15 protein-coding genes and 1 tRNA gene are annotated in these 19087 nt (G+C 66.3%); 9 read left to right on the top strand and 7 right to left on the bottom strand.

Features of this window, described 5'->3' with window-relative positions:
* Positions 1 to 87 precede the first annotated feature (87 nt).
* Both ACUXVX_RS17595 and ACUXVX_RS17590 read right to left on the bottom strand, forming a co-directional pair.
* On the bottom strand, positions 88 to 1038 hold the full coding sequence (locus ACUXVX_RS17595; RefSeq protein ID WP_446309328.1) for a phosphotransferase family protein: 951 nt from the start codon (positions 1036 to 1038) through the stop codon (positions 88 to 90).
* 28 nt (positions 1039 to 1066) lie between these two features.
* Positions 1067 to 3328, bottom strand: a complete 2262-nt coding sequence (locus ACUXVX_RS17590; RefSeq protein WP_446309327.1) for an adenosylcobalamin-dependent ribonucleoside-diphosphate reductase — start codon at positions 3326 to 3328, stop codon at positions 1067 to 1069.
* A 113-nt stretch (positions 3329 to 3441) separates the two neighbouring features.
* Between ACUXVX_RS17590 and ACUXVX_RS17585 the strand changes: the two genes are divergently transcribed.
* The gene (locus ACUXVX_RS17585; protein WP_446309326.1) at positions 3442 to 3885 is read left to right on the top strand and encodes a DUF1489 family protein; all 444 of its coding nucleotides are present in this window, start codon (positions 3442 to 3444) and stop codon (positions 3883 to 3885) included.
* A 237-nt stretch (positions 3886 to 4122) separates the two neighbouring features.
* On the opposite strand, the gene ACUXVX_RS17580 is transcribed toward ACUXVX_RS17585, so the two are convergent.
* Together ACUXVX_RS17580 and ACUXVX_RS17575 are read right to left on the bottom strand one after the other, a co-directional pair.
* Complete coding sequence (locus ACUXVX_RS17580) at positions 4123 to 8988, bottom strand: ExeM/NucH family extracellular endonuclease (RefSeq protein WP_446309325.1); 4866 nt, start codon at positions 8986 to 8988, stop codon at positions 4123 to 4125.
* Positions 8989 to 9137: 149 nt separating this feature from the next.
* Entirely contained in the window at positions 9138 to 9920 is a 783-nt protein-coding gene (locus ACUXVX_RS17575; RefSeq protein WP_446309324.1) for a 2-oxo-hepta-3-ene-1,7-dioic acid hydratase, read from the bottom strand.
* Positions 9921 to 10086: 166 nt separating this feature from the next.
* Between ACUXVX_RS17575 and ACUXVX_RS17570 the strand changes: the two genes are divergently transcribed.
* From ACUXVX_RS17570 to ACUXVX_RS17555, 4 genes are read left to right on the top strand one after another with little or no spacing between them, the layout of a single operon-like run.
* Positions 10087 to 11559 (top strand): 2-hydroxymuconic semialdehyde dehydrogenase, encoded by a 1473-nt coding sequence (locus ACUXVX_RS17570; protein ID WP_446309323.1) that lies wholly within the window; start codon positions 10087 to 10089, stop codon positions 11557 to 11559.
* Between the two features lie 23 nt (positions 11560 to 11582).
* A complete protein-coding gene (locus tag ACUXVX_RS17565) occupies positions 11583 to 12443 on the top strand; it encodes a VOC family protein (protein WP_446309322.1) in 861 nt (286 codons plus the stop codon).
* The gene (locus ACUXVX_RS17560) at positions 12440 to 13306 is read left to right on the top strand and encodes a VOC family protein (protein WP_446309321.1); all 867 of its coding nucleotides are present in this window, start codon (positions 12440 to 12442) and stop codon (positions 13304 to 13306) included. Before ACUXVX_RS17565 ends, ACUXVX_RS17560 begins: the two co-directional genes overlap by 4 nt.
* Complete coding sequence (locus ACUXVX_RS17555; protein WP_446311561.1) at positions 13299 to 13973, top strand: class II aldolase/adducin family protein; 675 nt, start codon at positions 13299 to 13301, stop codon at positions 13971 to 13973. The genes ACUXVX_RS17560 and ACUXVX_RS17555 overlap by 8 nt, the downstream gene beginning before the upstream one ends.
* A gap of 25 nt (positions 13974 to 13998) precedes the next feature.
* On the opposite strand, the gene metF is transcribed toward ACUXVX_RS17555, so the two are convergent.
* Complete coding sequence (gene metF / locus ACUXVX_RS17550) at positions 13999 to 14880, bottom strand: methylenetetrahydrofolate reductase [NAD(P)H] (protein ID WP_261385116.1); 882 nt, start codon at positions 14878 to 14880, stop codon at positions 13999 to 14001.
* Between the two features lie 81 nt (positions 14881 to 14961).
* Between metF and ACUXVX_RS17545 the strand changes: the two genes are divergently transcribed.
* Both ACUXVX_RS17545 and ACUXVX_RS17540 read left to right on the top strand, forming a co-directional pair.
* Entirely contained in the window at positions 14962 to 15870 is a 909-nt protein-coding gene (locus ACUXVX_RS17545; protein WP_446309320.1) for a LysR family transcriptional regulator, read from the top strand.
* Between the two features lie 62 nt (positions 15871 to 15932).
* Complete coding sequence (locus ACUXVX_RS17540; RefSeq protein ID WP_222468352.1) at positions 15933 to 16721, top strand: inositol monophosphatase family protein; 789 nt, start codon at positions 15933 to 15935, stop codon at positions 16719 to 16721.
* 173 nt (positions 16722 to 16894) lie between these two features.
* On the opposite strand, the gene ACUXVX_RS17535 is transcribed toward ACUXVX_RS17540, so the two are convergent.
* On the bottom strand, positions 16895 to 17272 hold the full coding sequence (locus ACUXVX_RS17535) for a GFA family protein (RefSeq protein ID WP_446309319.1): 378 nt from the start codon (positions 17270 to 17272) through the stop codon (positions 16895 to 16897).
* Positions 17269 to 18003 carry a rhomboid family intramembrane serine protease gene (locus ACUXVX_RS17530; RefSeq protein WP_446309318.1) on the bottom strand — a complete coding sequence of 245 codons (735 nt, stop codon included), beginning with the start codon at positions 18001 to 18003 and terminating at the stop codon, positions 17269 to 17271. Before ACUXVX_RS17530 ends, ACUXVX_RS17535 begins: the two co-directional genes overlap by 4 nt.
* Positions 18004 to 18122: 119 nt before the next feature.
* Here ACUXVX_RS17530 and ACUXVX_RS17525 point away from each other — a divergent pair, with 119 nt between their 5' ends.
* A complete protein-coding gene (locus tag ACUXVX_RS17525; RefSeq protein ID WP_222468355.1) occupies positions 18123 to 18671 on the top strand; it encodes a tetratricopeptide repeat protein in 549 nt (182 codons plus the stop codon).
* Between the two features lie 258 nt (positions 18672 to 18929).
* Positions 18930 to 19014 (top strand) — tRNA-Leu (locus ACUXVX_RS17520).
* Positions 19015 to 19087: the final 73 nt, after the last annotated feature.

Genomic DNA, 19087 nt, shown 5'->3' with positions numbered 1-19087 from the left:
GCGGGGCAAGGTTAACGCCCGGTTTGCATCTGCCGCATTTTGCGGGGAGCCGCGGGGCGTGTGCCTGCGGGTTATGCGCCGACGCCGCTAAGCGAGCATGCGCTTGGCGAGGCGGTGGATGCCCTGAAACCTCAGTTGCTGATTGAGCGTTCGGCTGGTCGCCCGCTTGGGGATGGTTTGCCAGTCGCGCAGGATGCGGACCTTGCACATGAAGGCGATGGTCTGATCGTCGGCTCCGGTCAGGGTGTAGCCCTCGAAGAAGGCGCGCAGATCGATCCCCGGCAGGGGGCCGTGTCCGTGGTTGCCGGGTTTGGCGCAGAGCGTGCCGTAGTGGCAGAAGAGGCGCGCCAGATCGTGGCAGACGGGCAGGAGGCCGGGGGAGCCGAAATCGAGCCCGGTCGCGGTGTCGCCATCGATCAGGATGTTGCGGAGGTTCAGGTCGCCATGCCCGACGGCGGCGACGGTCTGGCAGGCCTCCGGGCCGGGCACGTTGGCGAGCACATGCTCCAACAGCGCCCGGAAACGGGCCATGCCGGGCAGCTGAAGCTCGCCCTTGTCTGCCCGGTCCTTCAGGGTTTCGAGGTGCTCCGTGGCGTAGACGGGTTTGAAAACGCGCGGCTCCCACGGTTCGGATCGGTGAAACCGCTCCACCCAGCGCCCGGCGATGGTGAGGGCATGGGCGTGGCCTGCGGGTTTGGTGCGCGAGAAGATATCGAAGAGGGTGTCACCCCGCGCCAGCTCCATCACGATGGTCTGGCTCTCCGGGTCGTGGCCGAGGATCTTGGGCACCTCGGGCAGGCTGGCGGCGACGGTGGTGTGGCGCTCGATGGTCTTTGCGAACTGCTGGGGTTTGATCGGGCGAAAGATCCGTTTGACCGCCAGAGGCGCGCAGCGCGGCTGCTCGATCCGGACCACCAGCCGATACATCACCTCGTCGTCGCGGCGCGAGAGCAGCGTGGCGTGCCACCCGCTCGCGGGCAGGTTCACCGCATGCAGGACCAGGGCGGCGGACTGCAGGAGAAGGTCGATCTCATCCAACGCGCGCCCCTCGTGCCACCGTGGCGGCTCAGCCGCACTTGGAGTGGCCGCAGGAGGTGCATGTCATGCAGCCCTCGACCATCTGCATGGTGAACTGGCCGCAGGAGGGGCAGGACTTGCCGCGCGGGGTGCCGATGGAGACGACCTGCGCCTGCGGGTCGGACTTGAGGCCCATCCCCTCGCCCTCGATGAAGCCGATGGCGATGAGGTGGCGCTCGATCACCCCGCCGATGGCTGCGAGGATCGACGGCACGTATTTGCCCTGCATCCATGCGCCGCCGCGCGGGTCGAACACGGCCTTCAGCTCCTCGACCACGAAAGACACGTCGCCGCCGCGCCGGAAGACGGCAGAGATCATCCGGGTCAGCGCCACCGTCCAGGCGAAGTGCTCCATGTTCTTGGAGTTGATGAACACCTCGAAAGGCCGCCGCTGGTTGCCCACCACCACGTCGTTGATGGTGATGTAGATGGCATGCTCGCTATCGGGCCACTTGAGCTTGTAGGTCGCCCCTTCGAGCGCCTGTGGGCGGTCGAGCGGCTCGGAGATGTAGATCACGTCGCCATCCTCATCGGGCGCGGGCGCTTCCTCTGCCTTTTCGGAGACGGAGAGGACGGAGCCTGTCACATCGTTCGGGCGGTAGGTGGTGCAGCCCTTGCAGCCGGTCTCATAGGCCTGGGCATAGACCTCCTTGAAGGCCTCGAAGCTGATGTCTTCGGGGCAGTTGATGGTCTTGGAGATCGAGCTGTCGATCCACTTTTGCGCGGCGGCCTGCATCTTCACGTGCTCGGAGGGCGGCAGGGTTTGCGCGTTGGTGAAGTGGTCGGGCAGGGGGGCGTCGCCCTTCAGGTCGCGCCACATTTGCACTGCGTAATCAACGACTTCCTCCTCGGTGCGGGAGCCGTCGGGCTGGAGCACCTTGCGGGTGTAGGCATAGGCGAAGACCGGCTCGATGCCGGAGGAGACGTTGCCGGCGTAGAGCGAGATGGTGCCGGTGGGGGCGATGGAGGTGACGAGGGCATTACGGATGCCGTGGGTGCGGATGGCCTCGCGTACGTCATCGTCCATCTGCTGCATGGTGCCGGAGGCGAGGTAGGGCTCGGCGTCGAAGAGGGGGAAAGGGCCCTTTTCCTTGGCGAGCTCAACAGAGGCAAGGTAGCTGGCGCGGGCGATGGCCTTGAGCCAGGCCTCGGTTTGCGCGGCGGCCTCGTCGGAGCCGTAGCGCAGGCCGGTCATCAGGAGCGCGTCGGCGAGGCCGGTGACGCCGAGGCCGATACGGCGCTTGGCCTGCGCCTCGGCCTGTTGGGCGGGCAGGGGGAAGCGGGAGGCATCAACCACGTTGTCCATCATGCGGATGGCGGTGGTGGTGAGCTTGGTGAGCGCGTCCATGTCGATCTGCGCGGTGTCCTCGAAAGGATCGGTGACCAGCTTGGCGAGGTTGATCGAGCCGAGCAGGCAGGCGCCGTAGGGCGGCAGAGGCTGCTCGCCGCAGGGGTTGGTGGCCGCGATTTGCTCTACGTAGTTGAGGTTGTTCATCGCGTTGATGCGGTCAATGAAGATCACGCCCGGCTCGGCGTAGTCGTAGGTGGAGCGCATGATGCGGTTCCAGAGGTCGCGGGCCTGAACGGTGTGATAGACCTTGCCGCCGAAGGTCAGCTCCCACGGGGCATCGGCCTTCACGGCCTCCATGAAGGCATCGGTGACCAGCACCGAGAGGTTGAACATGCGCAGGCGGGCCGGGTCGGACTTGGCGGCGATGAAGGCTTCGATGTCGGGGTGGTCGCAGCGCATGGTAGCCATCATCGCGCCGCGGCGGCTGCCAGCGGACATGATGGTGCGGCACATCGCGTCCCACACGTCCATGAAGGAGAGCGGGCCGGAGGCGTCGGCGGCCACGCCCGAGACGGCGGCGCCCTTGGGGCGGATGGTGGAGAAATCGTAGCCGATGCCGCCGCCCTGCTGCATGGTCAGCGCGGCCTCCTTCAGCATGTCGAAGATGCCGCCCATCGAGTCGGGAACCGTGCCCATGACGAAGCAGTTGAAGAGGGTGACGGCGCGGGCGGTGCCTGCGCCTGCAAGGATGCGGCCAGCGGGGAGGTATTTGAAATCGGAGAGGGCTTCGTAGAACTCCTCTTCACGCGCCGGGGCATCGGCCTCGCCCTCGGCGAGCGCGCGGGCAACACGGCGCCAGCTGTCTTCGACCGTCTCGTCGATCGGCGTGCCGTCGGCCTGTTTGAACCGGTATTTCATATCCCAGATGGACTCGGCGATCGGGGCGGTGAAGGCGGTCATGAGCGTGGTCCTTGTCGCGGTGCGAGCCCGGATATTAGCCCGCCGGAGTGGCAGGGCAAAGGCGCGCGGCGGGAATCTGGCAGAATCGGTGCAGGGAAAATACACTACCACATATGGGCGAACAGAAAAAGAACACCATACATCTTGTAAAGCTCTGCGTCGGCGTGGACTCGCTGGAGCAGCTTGAGGCTTGGCGCGCGCAGCGCAGGCGCGAGACGGGCGTGGCCGAAACTCGCCATGTGACCCGGATGTGGCCCAAGCAGGAGGAGGCGCTGCTAAACGGCGGCTCGCTCTACTGGGTGATCAAGGGGGTGATTCAGGCGCGGCAGGCGGTGCTGCGGCTGGATGAAGTGGAGGGCGGCGACGGGATCAGGCGTTGCGGGATCGTGCTGGCGCCGCAGTTGATCCGTGTGGCCCCGGCGGTGCGGCGGCCGTTTCAGGGCTGGCGCTACCTGAAGCCAGAGGACGCCCCGCCGGACCTGCCCTCGCGGCGGGAGGGCGACCCGGACATGCCACCGGAGCTGGTGGCGAAGCTGGCGGAAATCGGAATTTTGTAGAGGCTCGTTGGTGGTGGGTTTCGCCCACCCAACGGGACCATTTGGTGCGGGATCTTGGTGCTTTCGGGTCGGAAGATACACCGACGCACGGACCGTGCGGAGCCATGTGCATGTGCGGGGTCGCTCCGCTGCACCTGCATCGCGAACGGGGCGGTGCGAGGCAGCCGGTAGTGACGGGACAAGCCCCGACCTGCGGGGCAGGGCGGCCCGTTGTGGAGCCGCCCTGGCCGAAGCTTGTCAAACGATAGCGTCGCCGAAGTCGAGGCCGACGATCACCGGGTCATGGTCGGACGCGGCGTAGGGACCGGAGAGGTCGTAGGCCGGGTTGTTGAAGTTGGTGTCGTAGTTGAAGAGATCCGGCTCGTCGGCGTTGATGTGCCACTCGGTGATGCCAGTCACGAAGGACAGCATCTCGTCATCCACCAGTGCCTGATCGAGCACACCCTGCTGGCCGTCGAAGACGTAGGAATAGGCCTCGTCCTGACCCACGAAGGTGGCCAGCAGGTCGGTCAGCCCGGCCTCGTCGTCGAGATACTGCACCGGGTCTTCCTCGGTGTAGCTGTTCATGTCGCCGAGGTAGATGACGGTATCGGTGCCGGTGCCGTTATAATCGTTCTCGATCCAGTCGGCGAGTTCGATGGCGGCATCGGTGCGCACCTCGTTCCAGAACCCCTGCCCATCGCCTTGGTCGAAGTTCGAATCTGCGTAGAGATCCTGAAGCAACGACTCCACGGCCGTGTAGTTGGCATCGGTCGGATTGTTGGTGAGCCAGCTTTCGGCGGCATCGGCGATGTCCTGCAGGTCGCTGTCGCCCTTCGACTTGAAGTGCGAGGAGACCATGGTGAACTGCTCGCCGGTGGCGTTGTCCTCGAAGGTGGCGGCCACCGAGGGGCGGTTGCGGTCGAAGCTGTCCCAGTCGAAGCCGATGTAGCCGCCGAGGGCTTCGGCGATGCCGTTGGTCACGTCGTTAGAGGCCTCGGCGAACACCAGCGTCTCGGCGTAGACCAGGGTCACTGCGTTGGCATCGTAGATGATGCCGGTGGTGATCGCGTCGGTGCCGATGTAGCCCGCGCCGCCCCATGGATCGGTGATGTAGGCGTAGGGGTTCACGGCGACATAGTTCGTGGCCCCGCCCGAGGCCGCATCGAGCTCGTCGGTCAGGGTGACGATGGCGGAACCCGTGCCGAAGCCGTTGTTCTCGAGTTCCTGCAGCGCCACCACCTCGGCGCCGGTGCCGAGGATTTCGGCGGTGAGCCCGTCTGTCTGCCGGTCCAGCTCCTCTTGGTTGTTGGCGCCGCGCACGCCTGCGCCGTTGGGGCCGGCGCTGCCGGTGAAGCTGGTGAAGTAGTTCAGCACGTTCACCGAGGCGACCTGGAGCGAGCCGCCCACGTCATCGGGCGTCTCTGGGCGGTTGGCGGTGCTTTCGTCGAGCGCAAGCTGGCCGTCGACCACCAGCGCATAGGACCCGAACTCGTAGGTCATCACACCGTTGACGTCGGAGGTGAACTCAGTGCCGAGGCGCGGCGAGATGGAGTTGTCCATGTCGTCGCCCGCGTCGAGGTAGCCGTTGCCATTCACATCGCCCGGCCCGGTGTTGGGCACGTAGATGAACTCGTCGGGGTTCTGGCCGCTGATCCCGTCGGAGAGCAGCAGGGTGTTGTTGGCGTTGTCCTCCATCGCCGCTTGCGCTTCGGGCGAGCCGGCATCGTAAAGCTGGGTCGGCTGGATCGGGGTGCCCGCGCTGATCGAGATCTCGCCGTAACGGTCGAAGTTGAAGTTGGCAGTGATGGTCAGCGGATCGGTCGTGGCGGAGCCAACCGAGAGATACATGCCCTCGTAGCTCTCCCAGTCGTTCACCGTGTCTGGGCCGATGGAGACGGTGGCGACAGGTCGGAAGTTGTTGGTGGAGATCACGGTGACATCGCTGACATCGGTCAGCTCGGTGAGATCGAAGAACTCGTCGACGGTGCCGGTGACAGACACCAGATCGCCGACCTCCACTGCGTAGCCGCCGCCGGTGAAGACGTAGATGCCCTCGGAGGTGGCATCGTTGTCGTCCCAATCGCCAAACTCTTCGGTGAGGTAGAAGCCGTCATCGGTGACATATGTGACCACAGCCTCGACCTGCACGCCCTGCTGGCCGTCGAGCGGCGAGGCGAAGCTGTCGCCCTGAACCTCGGAGATGAGATAGAGGGTGGGGGTGACGGTCAACTCATTGGCGGTGCCGGCGGTGTTGACGCTGGCAAACCAGGCCTCGCCCGCGTCGTTGAGCTGGAGCGAGTCGCCCACCGGGGTGCCGGAGCCTTCGGCAATGCCCACATCGATGGAGGTCGCGCCGGTCACCACGCCCTCGGTGCCGGTGATCGTGCCCTCGTAGGAGACGAAATCCACCAGTGCACCGCCCGGGCCTTCGAGCGCCACGCCATCGGGGCCGTTCTCGAGGAAGTTGGGCGTGACGACGTAGTAATCGTAGGTGCCATCGGAGGTGACGGTGACGGAGGCGTCGGTGAGAGCGAGGGAAAAGTCGATACCGCCGTCGTTGCCTTCGACAAGGTGCACCACATAATCCGCCGGGTCGGTGCCCGCGGCGAGGCGGATCTCGACGAACTCGCCCTCGTCGGTGCCCGCGTTGTCGTAGTGGAACTCGTTGATCCGGGGCGCGGCGGTGACGATGGTGCCGTTGGTCGCGCCGGGGCTACCGAGGTCGCCATCGCCAAAGGGCGTGGTGGCCTCTGTCCAGTTGGCGCCGTCATTGTTGTCGGCGGCGAGATCGGTCAGCTCCATCGCGGCGCCGGTGGGATCGGGGAAGGCGGGGCCGCCGTCATATTCGACGCGGTCCACCTCGGTGCCGTCCGCGGTGGTCAGGATGATCTCGTCATCGCCGTTGGCGAGGGCGATGCCGGAGTAGACGTAATCCACCGCGACGCCGCCGTTGGTGGTGATGTCGCCGTTGATGCCGAGCACGAGGTATTCGTCGGGCTGGATCACAAGGCTGCCGGTGATGGTGTGGCTGTCGGCGCCGTTGTCGGAAATCACCCAGCCTTCCAGCTCCACCGGCTCGGTGCCGGCGTTGTAGATCTCGAAATACTCGCCATTGCCGTCGGAAACGGCGGAGGGGTTCCGCATGATCTCGGAGATGACGATCTCGGGCGGCGCGGCGGGGGTGCTGCCGTTGGGCGCGCCGGGGGTGCCGAGGTCGCCGTCGCCGTAGGTTTGCACGGCGGTTGTCCAATTGGCGGGATCGTTGTTGTCGGACGCGACATCAATCAGCTCCATCGCTGCGCCGTTCGGGTCGGGCCAGAGCGTGCCGCCGTCATATTCGACGCGGTCGATCTCGGTGCCGTCGGGCATGGTGAGGATGATCTCGTCTGCGCCATTGCCGAGGAAGAGGCCGGAGAAGACGTAATCCACCTCGACGCCGCCGTTGGTGGCCATGTCGCCGTTGTTGCCGAGCACGAGATATGCGCCCGGCTCGATCACGAGGCTGCCGCTGATGGTGTGGCTGTCGGTGCCGTCGTCGGAGATGACCCAGCCCTCGAGCTCTACTGGCGCGGAGCCGGCGTTGTAGATCTCAAAATACTCGCCTTGGCTGTCGCTCACGGCAGAGGGGTTTTGCATGATCTCGGTAATGACGATCTCGGGCGGCGGCGCGATGTTGGCGGCGCCGGGCGTTTCAACGCGGGGATCGGACCAGGTGCCATCCTCTTCGCGCTGGAGTGAGAAGCCGATGGGCGTGTCGCCGGGCTCCATCACGCCGATGTCGGTTGCCTCCATCCCGTCGGCCGGCCCGCCCACGGCGGTGAAGCTGCCCTCGTAGGAGATGAACTCGATCACCCCGCTCAGATCGTAGAGCGCGATGCCGTCATTGCCGTTCTGGAGGCCGGAGGTGGGGATGACGTAGTAGTCATATGTGCCGTCAGTGGTCATCGTGCCGTCGGCGGCGGCGAAGGTGCCGTACACCGCGCCACCGTTGCCGTTGTAGAGCGCTATGCGCAGGTCGGTCACGTCGGTGCCCGCGTCGACGCGGAGCTCGACAAACTCGCCGGTGTCGGCGCCCGCGTTGTCATAGTGGAACTCGTTGATCCGGGGCGCGGTGGAGGGGGTCTCGTCGACATCGGCGACGGTCACGGTGATGTCGGCGCTGCCGGTGGCGGTGCCGTCTGAGGCCTCGACGGTGAGCTCGTAGGCGTTGTCGCCATCGGCATCGAGGGGTGCCTCGTAATCGGGGGCGGCGAGGAAAGCGATCTCGCCGGTTGCCGCGTCGATGGTGAAAAGCGCGGCATCGGCGCCGGACAGGCTGTAGGTGAGCGCATCGCCCTCGGCGTCGGTGGCGGACACGGCGGCGGCGACGGCGGTGGTGTTCTCGTCGATCGTTACGCTGGTGGCCGTCACCTCGGGCGCGTCGTTCACGCCGGTGACGGTGATCGTGACGGTGGCGGTATCGGTGCCGCCCTTTCCGTCATCCACGGTGTAGGTGAAGGTGTCTTCCAGCGTTTCGCCCTCGGCCAGCGCGTCGAACACGGCCGGATCGTAGGTGATGGTGGTGCCGTCGAAGCTGATGGAGGCGCCCGAGGCGGAGGTGGCATCGACCGAGGTGATGGTGATCGCGTCGCCATCAAACTCCTGATCGTTGGCAAGCAGGGTCGCGGCGTCGATCGTCAGAGGGGTGTCTTCATCGGTGGCGGCGGCATCGTCGCCCGCGAGCACCGCGTTGTTGGTGCCGTCGATCCAGAGGGTATAGTCATCGGCCTGGAAGTAGAGCGCCTCGACGCCCGTGAGCACGTCGACTCCTTCGGGGCCGGTGACCACGGTGGTCTTGAACCAGCCCCACCCGAGGGTGGACACATCGTAGTCGGAAACCGAGCCGGAATAGACCGAGGTGTCGGTGCCGCGCCCGCCGTTGATGATGTCGAGCCCCGCGCCGGAGAAGATGATGTCATCACCGCCGTGGCCGAAGATCAAGTTGCTGGAATCATTGGCCTCGATCACGTCATCCCTACGGCTGCCCTGGAAGATAACTTGTGGGCGGTGATCGTCGTGGCCGTGGCCGCGCCCTTTGTGATGACCGTTGGAGTAGAAAGAGTGACCGTTATCGCGCGGCATGGTGATTCCCCCTGCAAAAATCCTTGTTTGGCCCTGAAAAAACAGGCCAGCGTAACGTGAAGATGAACACGTTCACATTCGGGCATGGCCCGGTGAGCATGGGAAGGGGTTACGCATCGGCAGGAGGCCAGTAGGCGGGGGATCGCCTGTTATGTGAACTGCACTGCCACCGAGCCGAGCGGGCCGAAATCGGCGTGCAGCGTATCGCCCTTTTGCGCGTGCACCGGGCGGGTGAAGCTGCCCGAGAGCATGTAGTCGCCCGGCTTCAGCTCGGTGCCATAGGGGCCGAGCTTGTTGGCGAGCCATGCAATGGCCATGGCGGGGTGGCCGAGGACGCCTGCGGCGAGGCCGGTCTCCTCGATCTCGGAATTGCGGTAGAACACGGCGCCCACGGTGCGCAGGTCGATCGCATCGGGGCGCACCGGGCGGCCTCCGAGGACGATGCCCGCGCCTGCGCCGTTGTCGGCCACGGTGTCGAAAATCTTGCGCGGTTCGGTCACCCGGGCGTCGATGATCTCGATGGAGGGGATGACCCATTCGGTTGCGCGGAGCACGTCGATCAGCTGCACGCCGGGGCCTTTGAGCGGGGAGTGCAGCACGAAGGTGAGCTCGGGTTCGACGCGGGGCTTGCAGAAGCTCTCGAAAGGCACCTTGGCGCCATCGGCGAGGAGCTGGTCGTCGAAAAGGTAGCCGAAATCGGGCTCGTCGATCTTGCTGGCGGCCTGCATTGCCTTGGAGGTCAGGCCGATCTTGTGGCCGACGATCCGGCGGCCCTCGGCCACCCGCGCCTCGGCCACAGCGGAGGAAATCGCGTAACTGTCCTCCAGCTCGATCTCGGGGAACATGGCCGAGGGCCGCTCACCTTGCACCTTGGTGCGGTGGCTTTCGAGCAGGGATGCGACGGCCTTCGCGCGTTGATCTTCGGTCAGCATGATGAGGGTCCTCCGTTTGCGCTTTTGTGGCCTGTCGGGGAGGATTTGCCAAGAGATAACATGTTAATGACTTGCGTTTTTATCGGTGATAGGCAAATTATCGATAATTCCGTTGACCGGCCCTAAGCCCGGTTTTACGGTTTCGGCAGTGAGAGGGAGGCAGGCTATGGACGGCGGCAGCGCGCGGCGGATTTCGAGCTTCATCGGGGGCAAGGCCCTGCCGGCGGAGGGGGAACTCTTCGAAGATATCAATCCGGCGACCGGCGAAGTGGTGGCGCTGGTGCAGGCCGCGAGCGAGGCGCAGGTGGATGCGGCGGTGCAGGCCGCGCGGGCGGCGTTGCGCGGGCCGTGGGGCAAGATGACGGTGGATCAGCGCGCCAAGGCGATGCACGCGATTGCCGATGGCATCGAGGCGCGGTCGGAGGAGTTCTTGCGGGCCGAGATCCTCGACACGGGCAAACCGGTAAGTATGGCCTCGCATCTCGACATTCCGCGCGGGGCGGCGAACTTCAGGGCCTTTGCCGAGGTGTTGAAGCACACGCCGGGAGAGGCCTTTCCCTTCGTGGCGCCGGATGGGCGGGATGCGCTGAACTACTCTCTGCGCGGCCCGCGCGGGGTGATTGCGGTGATCTGCCCGTGGAACCTGCCGCTGCTGCTGATGACATGGAAGGTCGGCCCGGCCTTGGCCTGCGGCAACACGGTGGTGGTGAAGCCCTCGGAGGAGACCCCGGCCACGGCGGCGCTGCTGGCCGAGGTGATCCGCGATGCGGGCATTCCGGAGGGCGTTTACAACGTGGTGCAGGGCGGCGGGCCGAATGCCGCCGGGCAGTGGCTCACCGAGCATCCGGGCGTGGATGGCATCACCTTCACCGGCGAGACGCGCACTGGCGAGGCGATCATGTGTGCGGCTGCCAAGGGCGTGCGGCCGGTATCATTCGAGCTGGGGGGCAAGAACGCGGGTGTGATCTTTGCCGATGCCGATATGGAGGCCGCGCTGGAGCAGGCGGCGCGAGCGGTGTTCATGAACGGCGGGCAGGTGTGCCTTCAGACCGAGCGGCTCTACGTTCAGCGGCCCGTGTTCGAGCAATTCGTGGCGGGGCTGAAGGCAAAGGCCGAGACGCTGGTGCCGGGCGACCCGTTCGACAAAGGCACCACATTCGGCCCGCTTATCCCTTCGGACCATCCCGCCAAGGTGCTGGGCTACTACCAGAAGGCGGCAGCAGGCGGGGCCGAGGTTGTTACCGGCGGCGGGCGGCTGGAGATGCCGGGCGCGCTGGCGGGCGGCAACTGGGTGCAGCCGACGATCTGGACCGGGCTGGGAGATGACAGCCCGGTGGTGCGCGAGGAGATCTTTGGCCCCTGCGTGCATATCGCGCCCTTCGACGAGGAGGAGGAGGTTGTGGCCCGCGCCAATGACACGCCCTATGGCCTCGCCTCGATGCTCTGGACGCAGGATGTGAGCCGCGCTCATCGGGTGGCGGCGCAGCTGGAGGCGGGGATCACGTGGGTGAACTCGTGGTTCGTGCGCGACTTGCGCACTGCTTTCGGCGGTATGAAGGCGAGCGGGATCGGCCGTGAGGGCGGGGTTCACGGGTTGGAGTTTTATACAGAAACCCGCAATATCTGTGTGAAACTCTGAGGCGGGGGCCAAGGAGCGCGCAGATGAGCATCATCGAGAAACTGTCATACGTCCGGCTCTCCGTGGCCGATCTGGCCCGCGCGGCGGAGTTTGCGGAAGGCGTGGTCGGCCTGCAAAGGGTGGAGGCGGAGGAGGGCGTGGCGCTCTTCCGCTCGGACTTTCGCGACCATGCGCTGGCGCTGGTTCAGCGGGCGGAGGGCGATGGCGCCAGCGCCTCGCTCGGGCTGGAGCTGCGCGACATGGACGCGCTGGAGGCGCAGGCAGAACGGCTGTCGGCACGGGGGTTGAAGCCCTGGCGCGGCAGTGAGGCCGACTGCGCCGTGCGGCGCTGCAAGGCGATGGCGGGCGTGCGGCTGCGCGGCGGGCTTGCGCTGGAGTTCGTGGTGCGCCCCTTGGCGAGCGGCTGGCGCTATCACGGGCCACGCGATGCCGGGATTACCGGGTTTTCCAGCGTCGTCATTGGCTCGACGGATGTTGAGGCCGACGTGGCGCTCTGGTGCGAGGCGCTGGGCGCGCGGGTGAGCGACTGGGTGGGCGAGGGCGCCTATCTGGCGATCGACGGGGCGCACCATCGGGTGCTGCTTTTGCCCGCCGAGCGCGACGGGCTGTTGGAGATGCAGTTCGAGGTCGAAGGCATGGATCAGGTGATGCAGGCTGGATACTTCCTGCAATCGCGGCAGGTGCCGGTGGTTAGCGGGCCGGGGCGCAACCCGGCATCCGGCGAACTTTTCATCAGTTTTCGCGGTCCCGAGGAGACGCGCTTTGGCTATGTGGCCGAGGGCGCAGCGCAGGACGGGCTGGCGCGGCAGTTTCCGGCCACGCGGGCCGGGTTTTGCAGCTGGGGCAGCCCCAGCACGGTGCCGGAATACGGGGGGGAGCCATGATTTCACTCAGCGATGTGAGCTACGTGCGGATGGGCACGCGCGACCTAGAGGGCGCGGAGTTTTTTGCCCGCGATTACCTCGGGTTGGAAGTGGCGGAGCGGCGGCGCGGGGCGGCCTATTTCCGCTCGGACGCGCGGGCGCATACGCTGTGCTACTTCGAGGGCGACCCTACCGATCATGCGGTGGGCTTCGAGGTGGCCAACGAGGCCGAGCTGGACGAGGCGGCGGCGGCGCTGGAGGCGATTGGCCATGCGGTGCATGTCGGCACGCCCGAAGAGGCGGGGCTGCGGCAGGTGCGGGCCTTCATCGGGTTCGATGACCCCACGGGCAACCGGATCGAGCTGGTGGTGCGCCCCGAGATGAGCGGGCAGCGGTATCATGGCACGCGGGATGCGGGGATCACCGGGTTCAGCCACGTGGGCCTCTGCAGCACCGATCCAGTACGGGACGAGGCGTTCTGGACCAAGGTCTGCAACGCGCGGGTGAGTGACCGGATCGGTGATGCGCCCTTGCTGCGGATCGACGAAGTGCACCACACGATTGCGCTCTTCCCGGCGCAGCGAAAGGGGATTCAGCACATCAACCATCAGGTTGAAAGTGCCGACGACATCCAGCGGAGCTTCAACTTCTTGCGGCAGCGGAACGTGCGGATGGTCTTCGGCCCCGGGCGGCACCCGACCTCGACGGCGAAGTTCCTCTATTTCGAGGGGCCGGACGGGATGGTGTTTGAATACTCCAGCGGCGTGGCGGAAATCGCCGATGAGCTTCTTTGGCGCGAGCGGCAGTTTCCGGCGGAGCCGAAGGGGTTTTGCAAGTGGGGCGCGAAGCCGGACATTGCGGAATTCCGTGACGACGATGACTGAGGCGGCGGGTGAGGTGAAGCTGCGCGTGGCCGCCCGCGCGCTGGGCCGCGCGGGGTTGGCCCATGCCTATGGGCATTGCTCGGTGCGGCTTTCGGAAAGCGAGTTTCTCGTCTGCGCGCCGGTGCCGATGGGGCAGGTGCCTGTGGGCGCGGCCGGCACGGTTGTGCCGGTGGATGGCCCGCTGCCCGAGGGCGTGCTGGGCGAAGTGCGGATACATCAGCAGCTTTACAAGGCACGGCCGGAGGCGGGCGGGATCACGCGGACGATGCCGCCGAAGATCATGGCGCTCTCGGCGCTGGGCCGGGTGCCGCAGATGCGGCACGGGATGGGCGCCTACTTCAGGGCCGGGATCGCGCTGTGGGACTCGCCGCTGCTGATCCGCGACGATGCGAGCGCAGGGGCGCTGGCTGCGCAGATGGCGGGCCAGCGAGCGGGGGTGATGCGCGGTAACGGGCTGGTGACGGTGGGCGAGAGCATCGAAGAGGCCGTGGTGCTGGCGTGGTACGCCGAGGATGCCGCCCGGATCGAGTTGGAGGTGCTTGGCACGGGGCTGGACGGACCGTTGGTGACGCCCGAAGAGGCCGAGGCGCGCGACACATGGGGCGGGCGCATCATGGACCGGATGTGGGACTACCTGACGTTCGGAGACCCGGAGCGGCAGGGGTAAGGCGGGACAGGTCCCGCCTTACGGATCAGGCCACGTTTTCGAGCGTCTGCACCGGCTGAACGCCGAGCGCGCGGCACACGTCGCGGGTGAGGCCGGGGCGGTTGAGCGTGTAGAAGTGCAGGTGCTCCACGCCCTCGTCGAGCAGCTCGGTGCAAAGCTCGGTGGCGAGCGCGGTGGCCAGAAGCTCCTCGCGGTCGTCGCGCTCGGCGGCGGCGAAGGCCTCCTCGAGCCAGGCCGGCACCTTGGCGCCGCAGCGGGCGGCGAAGCGGGCGGTGTTGCGGAAGTTCTCGATCGGCAGCACGCCGGGGATCACCGGCTTGTCGATGCCCGCCTTCACGCAGGCGTCGCGGAAGCGCAGGAAGGTTTCGGCCTCGAAGAAGAACTGGGTGATCGCCTCGTCGGCCCCGGCCTCGAACTTGCGCTTGAGCCACTCCACATCGGCCCCGTCGCCCTTGGCCTCCGGGTGCGGATCGGGGTAGGCGCCCACGCGGATCTTGAAGTCGCCGGTGTCCTTGAGCGCGGTGATCAGCTCGCAGGAGTTGGCAAAACCCTCCGCGTGCGGCTCGAACCCGGACGAGCCCTTGGGCGGGTCGCCGCGCAGGGCGACGATCTCGCGCACACCGGCCTCATGGAAGCCGCGGGCGATTCCCAGCGTCTCCTCGCGGGTCGCATCCACGCAGGTCAGGTGGGCCGCCACGTTGAGCCCGGAGGACTTGTGCAGCGTGGCCACCGCCTCGCGGGTCAGCTCACGGGTGGTGCCGCCTGCGCCGTAAGTCACGGAAACGAAGGAGGGATTCAGCGGGGCGAGCACCTGCACCGTATCCCAGAGGCGAAACGAGGCCTCAAGATTTTGCGGCGGGAAGAACTCGAAAGAAACGGAAGGAACGGCGGGCATGTCGGCTCTCATGGGTATCTGGTCGGTTTTGGTTGTCGCATTTGCACGGATGTGAAACAAGCTCATAACTCTCAACACGATCATGAGTTTCACATGCATATAGAGTTTCGGCATCTGCGCAGCGTCCGGGCGATCCACCAGGCGGGCGGGCTGGCGCGGGCGGCGGATATGCTGAACATCACCCAGTCTGCGCTGTCCCATCAGATCAAGGGGCTGGAGGAGCAGACGGGGGTGGAGCTGTTTGTCCGCCGGTCGAAACCGCTGAAGCTCTCTGCCGCCGGACACAGGCTGCTGAAGCTGGCCGAGAAGGTGCTGCCGGAGATCGAGGCGCTGGAGGCGGATTTCAAGGCGCTGAAATCAGGCAAGACCGGGCGGCTGCATATCGCCATCGAGTGCCACGCCTGCTTCGAGTGGCTGTTTCCGGTGCTGGAACAGTTCCGCCGGGCTTGGCCGGATGTGGATGTGGATATCCGCCCCGGCCTTGCGTTCGACGCGTTGCCCGCGCTGAACCGCGAGGAGGTGGATCTGGTGGTCTCGTCCGACCCCGAAGACCTGCCCGGCATCAGCTTTGCGCCGCTGTTCGACTATCAGCCCACCTTCGTCGCCGCCGCCTCCCACCCGCTGGCCGCCAAGCCCTTCATCGAGCCGGAAGACCTGCGCGACGAGGTGCTCATCACCTACCCGGTGGATCAGGCCCGGCTCGATGTGTTCTCGCAATTTCTGACCCCGGCCAAAGTGCAGCCGCGGCAGGTGCGACAGAGCGAGCTGACGGCGGTGATCCTGCTGCTGGTGGCCTCGGGTCGCGGCGTGAGCGTGCTGCCCGACTGGGTGCTCCGCGCGACGGTGAAGACCGACGATTACATCACCCGCCCGCTTACAGAGAACGGGCTGACCCGCCGGCTCTATGCCGCCACGCGCGACGAGGAGGCGACCAAGCCCTACATGGCCCATTTCCTCCGCCTCGCCCGCACCGAGCCCTTGAAGCTGCAACGCGCGGGCTAGCGCTTGGCAGCGGCGCGATTCCGGCCTATACGCGCGGGCTTGAACGCCAAAGGAGCCGAGTGATGCAAGGCAGCGCAAACCTCAACACCATGATCAAGGCCGCCCGCAAGGCAGGCCGCTCGCTGGTGAAGGACTTCCGCGAGGTGGAGAACCTGCAGGTCTCGTCCAAAGGGCCGGGGGACTTTGTGTCGCGGGCCGACATGCGGGCCGAGGAGATCGTCAAGGAAGACTTGATGGGCGCACGACCGACCTACGGCTGGCTCGGCGAAGAGGGCGGCGGCGAGGACGGCGAAGACCCGACCCGCCGCTGGATCGTCGACCCGCTCGACGGCACCACCAACTTTCTGCACGGGCTGCCGCACTGGGCGGTATCGATTGCGCTGGAGCACAAGGGCGAGGTCGTGGCGGGCGTGGTCTACGACCCGGCCAAGGACGAGTGCTTCTGGGCCGAGAAGGGCGCGGGCGCATGGATGAACGAGACCCGGCTGCGGGTGTCGGGCCGCGAGCGGATGATCGAATGCATTTTCGCCACTGGTCTGCCCTTCGGCGGCCGCCCCGAGCTGCCCGAAACCCTGAAGGCCTGTGCCCGGCTGCTGCCCACCTGCGCCGGCGTGCGCCGCTGGGGCGCCGCCGCTCTGGACCTGGCCTACGTGGCCGCCGGTCGGCTCGACGGCTACTGGGAGCGCGGGCTGAACGCATGGGACATCGCCGCGGGCGAGCTGATCGTGCGCGAGGCGGGCGGATTCGTGGAGCCGATGGACGAGGGCCAGAGGGTGCTGGAAGGCGGCGCGCTGATTGCCGCGAACCCGACCATCTTCAACAAGTTCGCCAAGCAGGTGCGTGGCGCCTGAGGGCGAGCCGGACCGGGAGCGGGGCTCCCCTTGCATAAGTGAATGAATGCAGATGCGCGCGGCCAATGGCGGCGCGCATTTGATTCAAACTGTTCCCTTTTGAGGAGCGCGGTGATGCTGGCCACCGTCCCGCTGCATTTTCTTGCTGCAAATATCCATGCCGAACGGCCGCCTCAGGCGCGGTCGCTGGGGTGGTTCACGCCGTCAGACCAAGGGACCGGCTCCAGATCGCGCGGGTTGACGCCTTCGAGGCAGCCCGAGTTCACGCCGTATTGCTCAGTGTTCGAGCGGCGCTGGTGGTGGGTGTAGATGCCGCAGGTGGCGCAGAACCAGTGCTGCGCAGTGTGCGTGCCCCAGGTGTAGAGCGTGAGGTTCTCGGCGCCCTTCACCACCTTCAGGTCGGCGAGCCGGGCCGAGACCGGCGCGGCGCCGCGGCGACGGCAGAAGGAACAGTCGCAGCGGCGGATCGTGCCGAGACCGGCGGGCACGAGGGTGACTTCCAGCTCCACTGCGCCGCAGTGGCAGGTGGCCTTGCGCGGCGTTTCGGTCATTTGCGTCTCCGGACGGTAGGGATGGAGGTGGAGGAGAGGCGGCCGTATTCGGCATCGGGGTGGGGCGGGTGGCCGTCGGTCTTTTGCCACCAGCGGGCGGCGCCTTCCTTGAGGAACCACGGCAGGGTGCCGATGAGGCCCGCGACGAAGCCGCCGATGTGGGCCCAATAGGCCACGCCCGCGCCGGAGCCGACGGTCATGGTGCCGTTCACCAGCTGCAGGGCAAACCAGATCGCCAGCACGATCCATGCCGGGATCGGCCAGATTTTGGGAATGATAACAATGATGAAGAGCACGTCGATCTTGGCCTTGGGATAGAGCAGCAGGTAGCCGCCCATCACCCCGGCGATGGCCCCCGAGGCGCCCACCAGCGGAACGGTGCTGCCGGGGGAGAAGACCACGTGGAGCCAAGTCGCGACGACGCCGGTGGCGAGGTAGAAGGCGAGGAAGGGGAGGGGGCCCATCTCTTCTTCGAGGTTGTCGCCGTAGATCCACAGGAAGAGCATGTTGCCCAGAAGGTGCATCACCCCACCGTGGAGGAACATGGCGGTGATGTAATCCAGCGCCTCCACCCGGGCCGGGGTGACGCCATATTCGGTATAGAGCGCAATGAGTTGGCGGTCATTCAGCGGCAGGGTCAGCAGCACGAAAACGGCCACGTTCACCCCGATCAGGGTGAGGGTGACCCAGGGGGTTTTGCGGGAGGGGTTGTGGTCTCGGATCGGGAACATGGGGGATGAGTGCCCGCAGGGCGCGGGCGGGTCAAGCGGCGGCGGCCCGGCGCCGCGGCGTTAATCATGTTTTCGTGTGAGGCGTTGACGCAACCGGGCCACAGGGGCGAGGCTGGCTCATGGTTAGCAAATGGTTGATCCCCGCCCTGATGGCCGCCACCCCGCTCGCCGCGGAGCGCTGCGACATGGAGGTGCTCGTCGAGCCGGACAAGCGCGAGGCGGTGCTGCAATCGGTCCGCGACGCGGGCAGCGAGCGGGAAGCCCGCGCCCACACCAACGAGATGTGGGAGATCTGGTCGACCGCCCCGGACGCCCGCGCGCAGGAGCTGCTCGACGAAGGGCTGGACCGCCGCGAAGCCTATGATTTTGAAGGCGCAATCAAGGCCTTCGACGCGCTGGTGGACTACTGCCCGAGCTACGCCGAAGGCTACAACCAACGCGCCTTCATCCGGTTCATGCAGCAGGATTATGCCCCCGCCCTGACCGACCTCGATGCCGCCATCACCCGCGCCCCCGACCATTTTGCCGCCATCGCAGGCAAGGCCCTGACCCTGATGGGGCTGGGCCGCAACGGCGAGGCCAAGACGGCGCTGGAAGAGGCGCTGGACCTCAACCCGTGGCTGCCGGAACGCGGGCTGATGCCGATGTTGGAAAACCAAGACATCTGAGTCGCCGCCGCGATCTGCCCCAATCCGTTAACCCTGCGCCCGCCTAGGGCCGGATTGGCGTTAACCCCATATTTTATTGATGCACAACTGATGCACATCCCATGCACATCCCATGCGCATGTCAGATGACATGATCGCCGGAGGTTAACCTACCGCGCTGAGCAAAGTTTATTTTCAGCAACTCCACCCGGGCCGCCCGCCCTTCGGGTTTGCCCTCGCCGCAGGGGCGGGTATGGTCGCGCCGTTACGCCTCCTCGTGCCCGCGTGGTGGAATGGTAGACACTGGGGACTTAAAATCCCTTGGCTTTATGCCGTACCGGTTCGAGTCCGGTCGCGGGTACCAACGGCTTCTCCGAGATCGGCCAGCGCATCACTGATGCTGGCTCATCAGTGATGGTGCCGACGCTGACCTGATC

The sequence above is a fragment of the Vannielia sp. SX4 genome, assembly GCF_052828525.1.
This window is presented reverse-complemented; position numbering and strand designations above follow the sequence as displayed.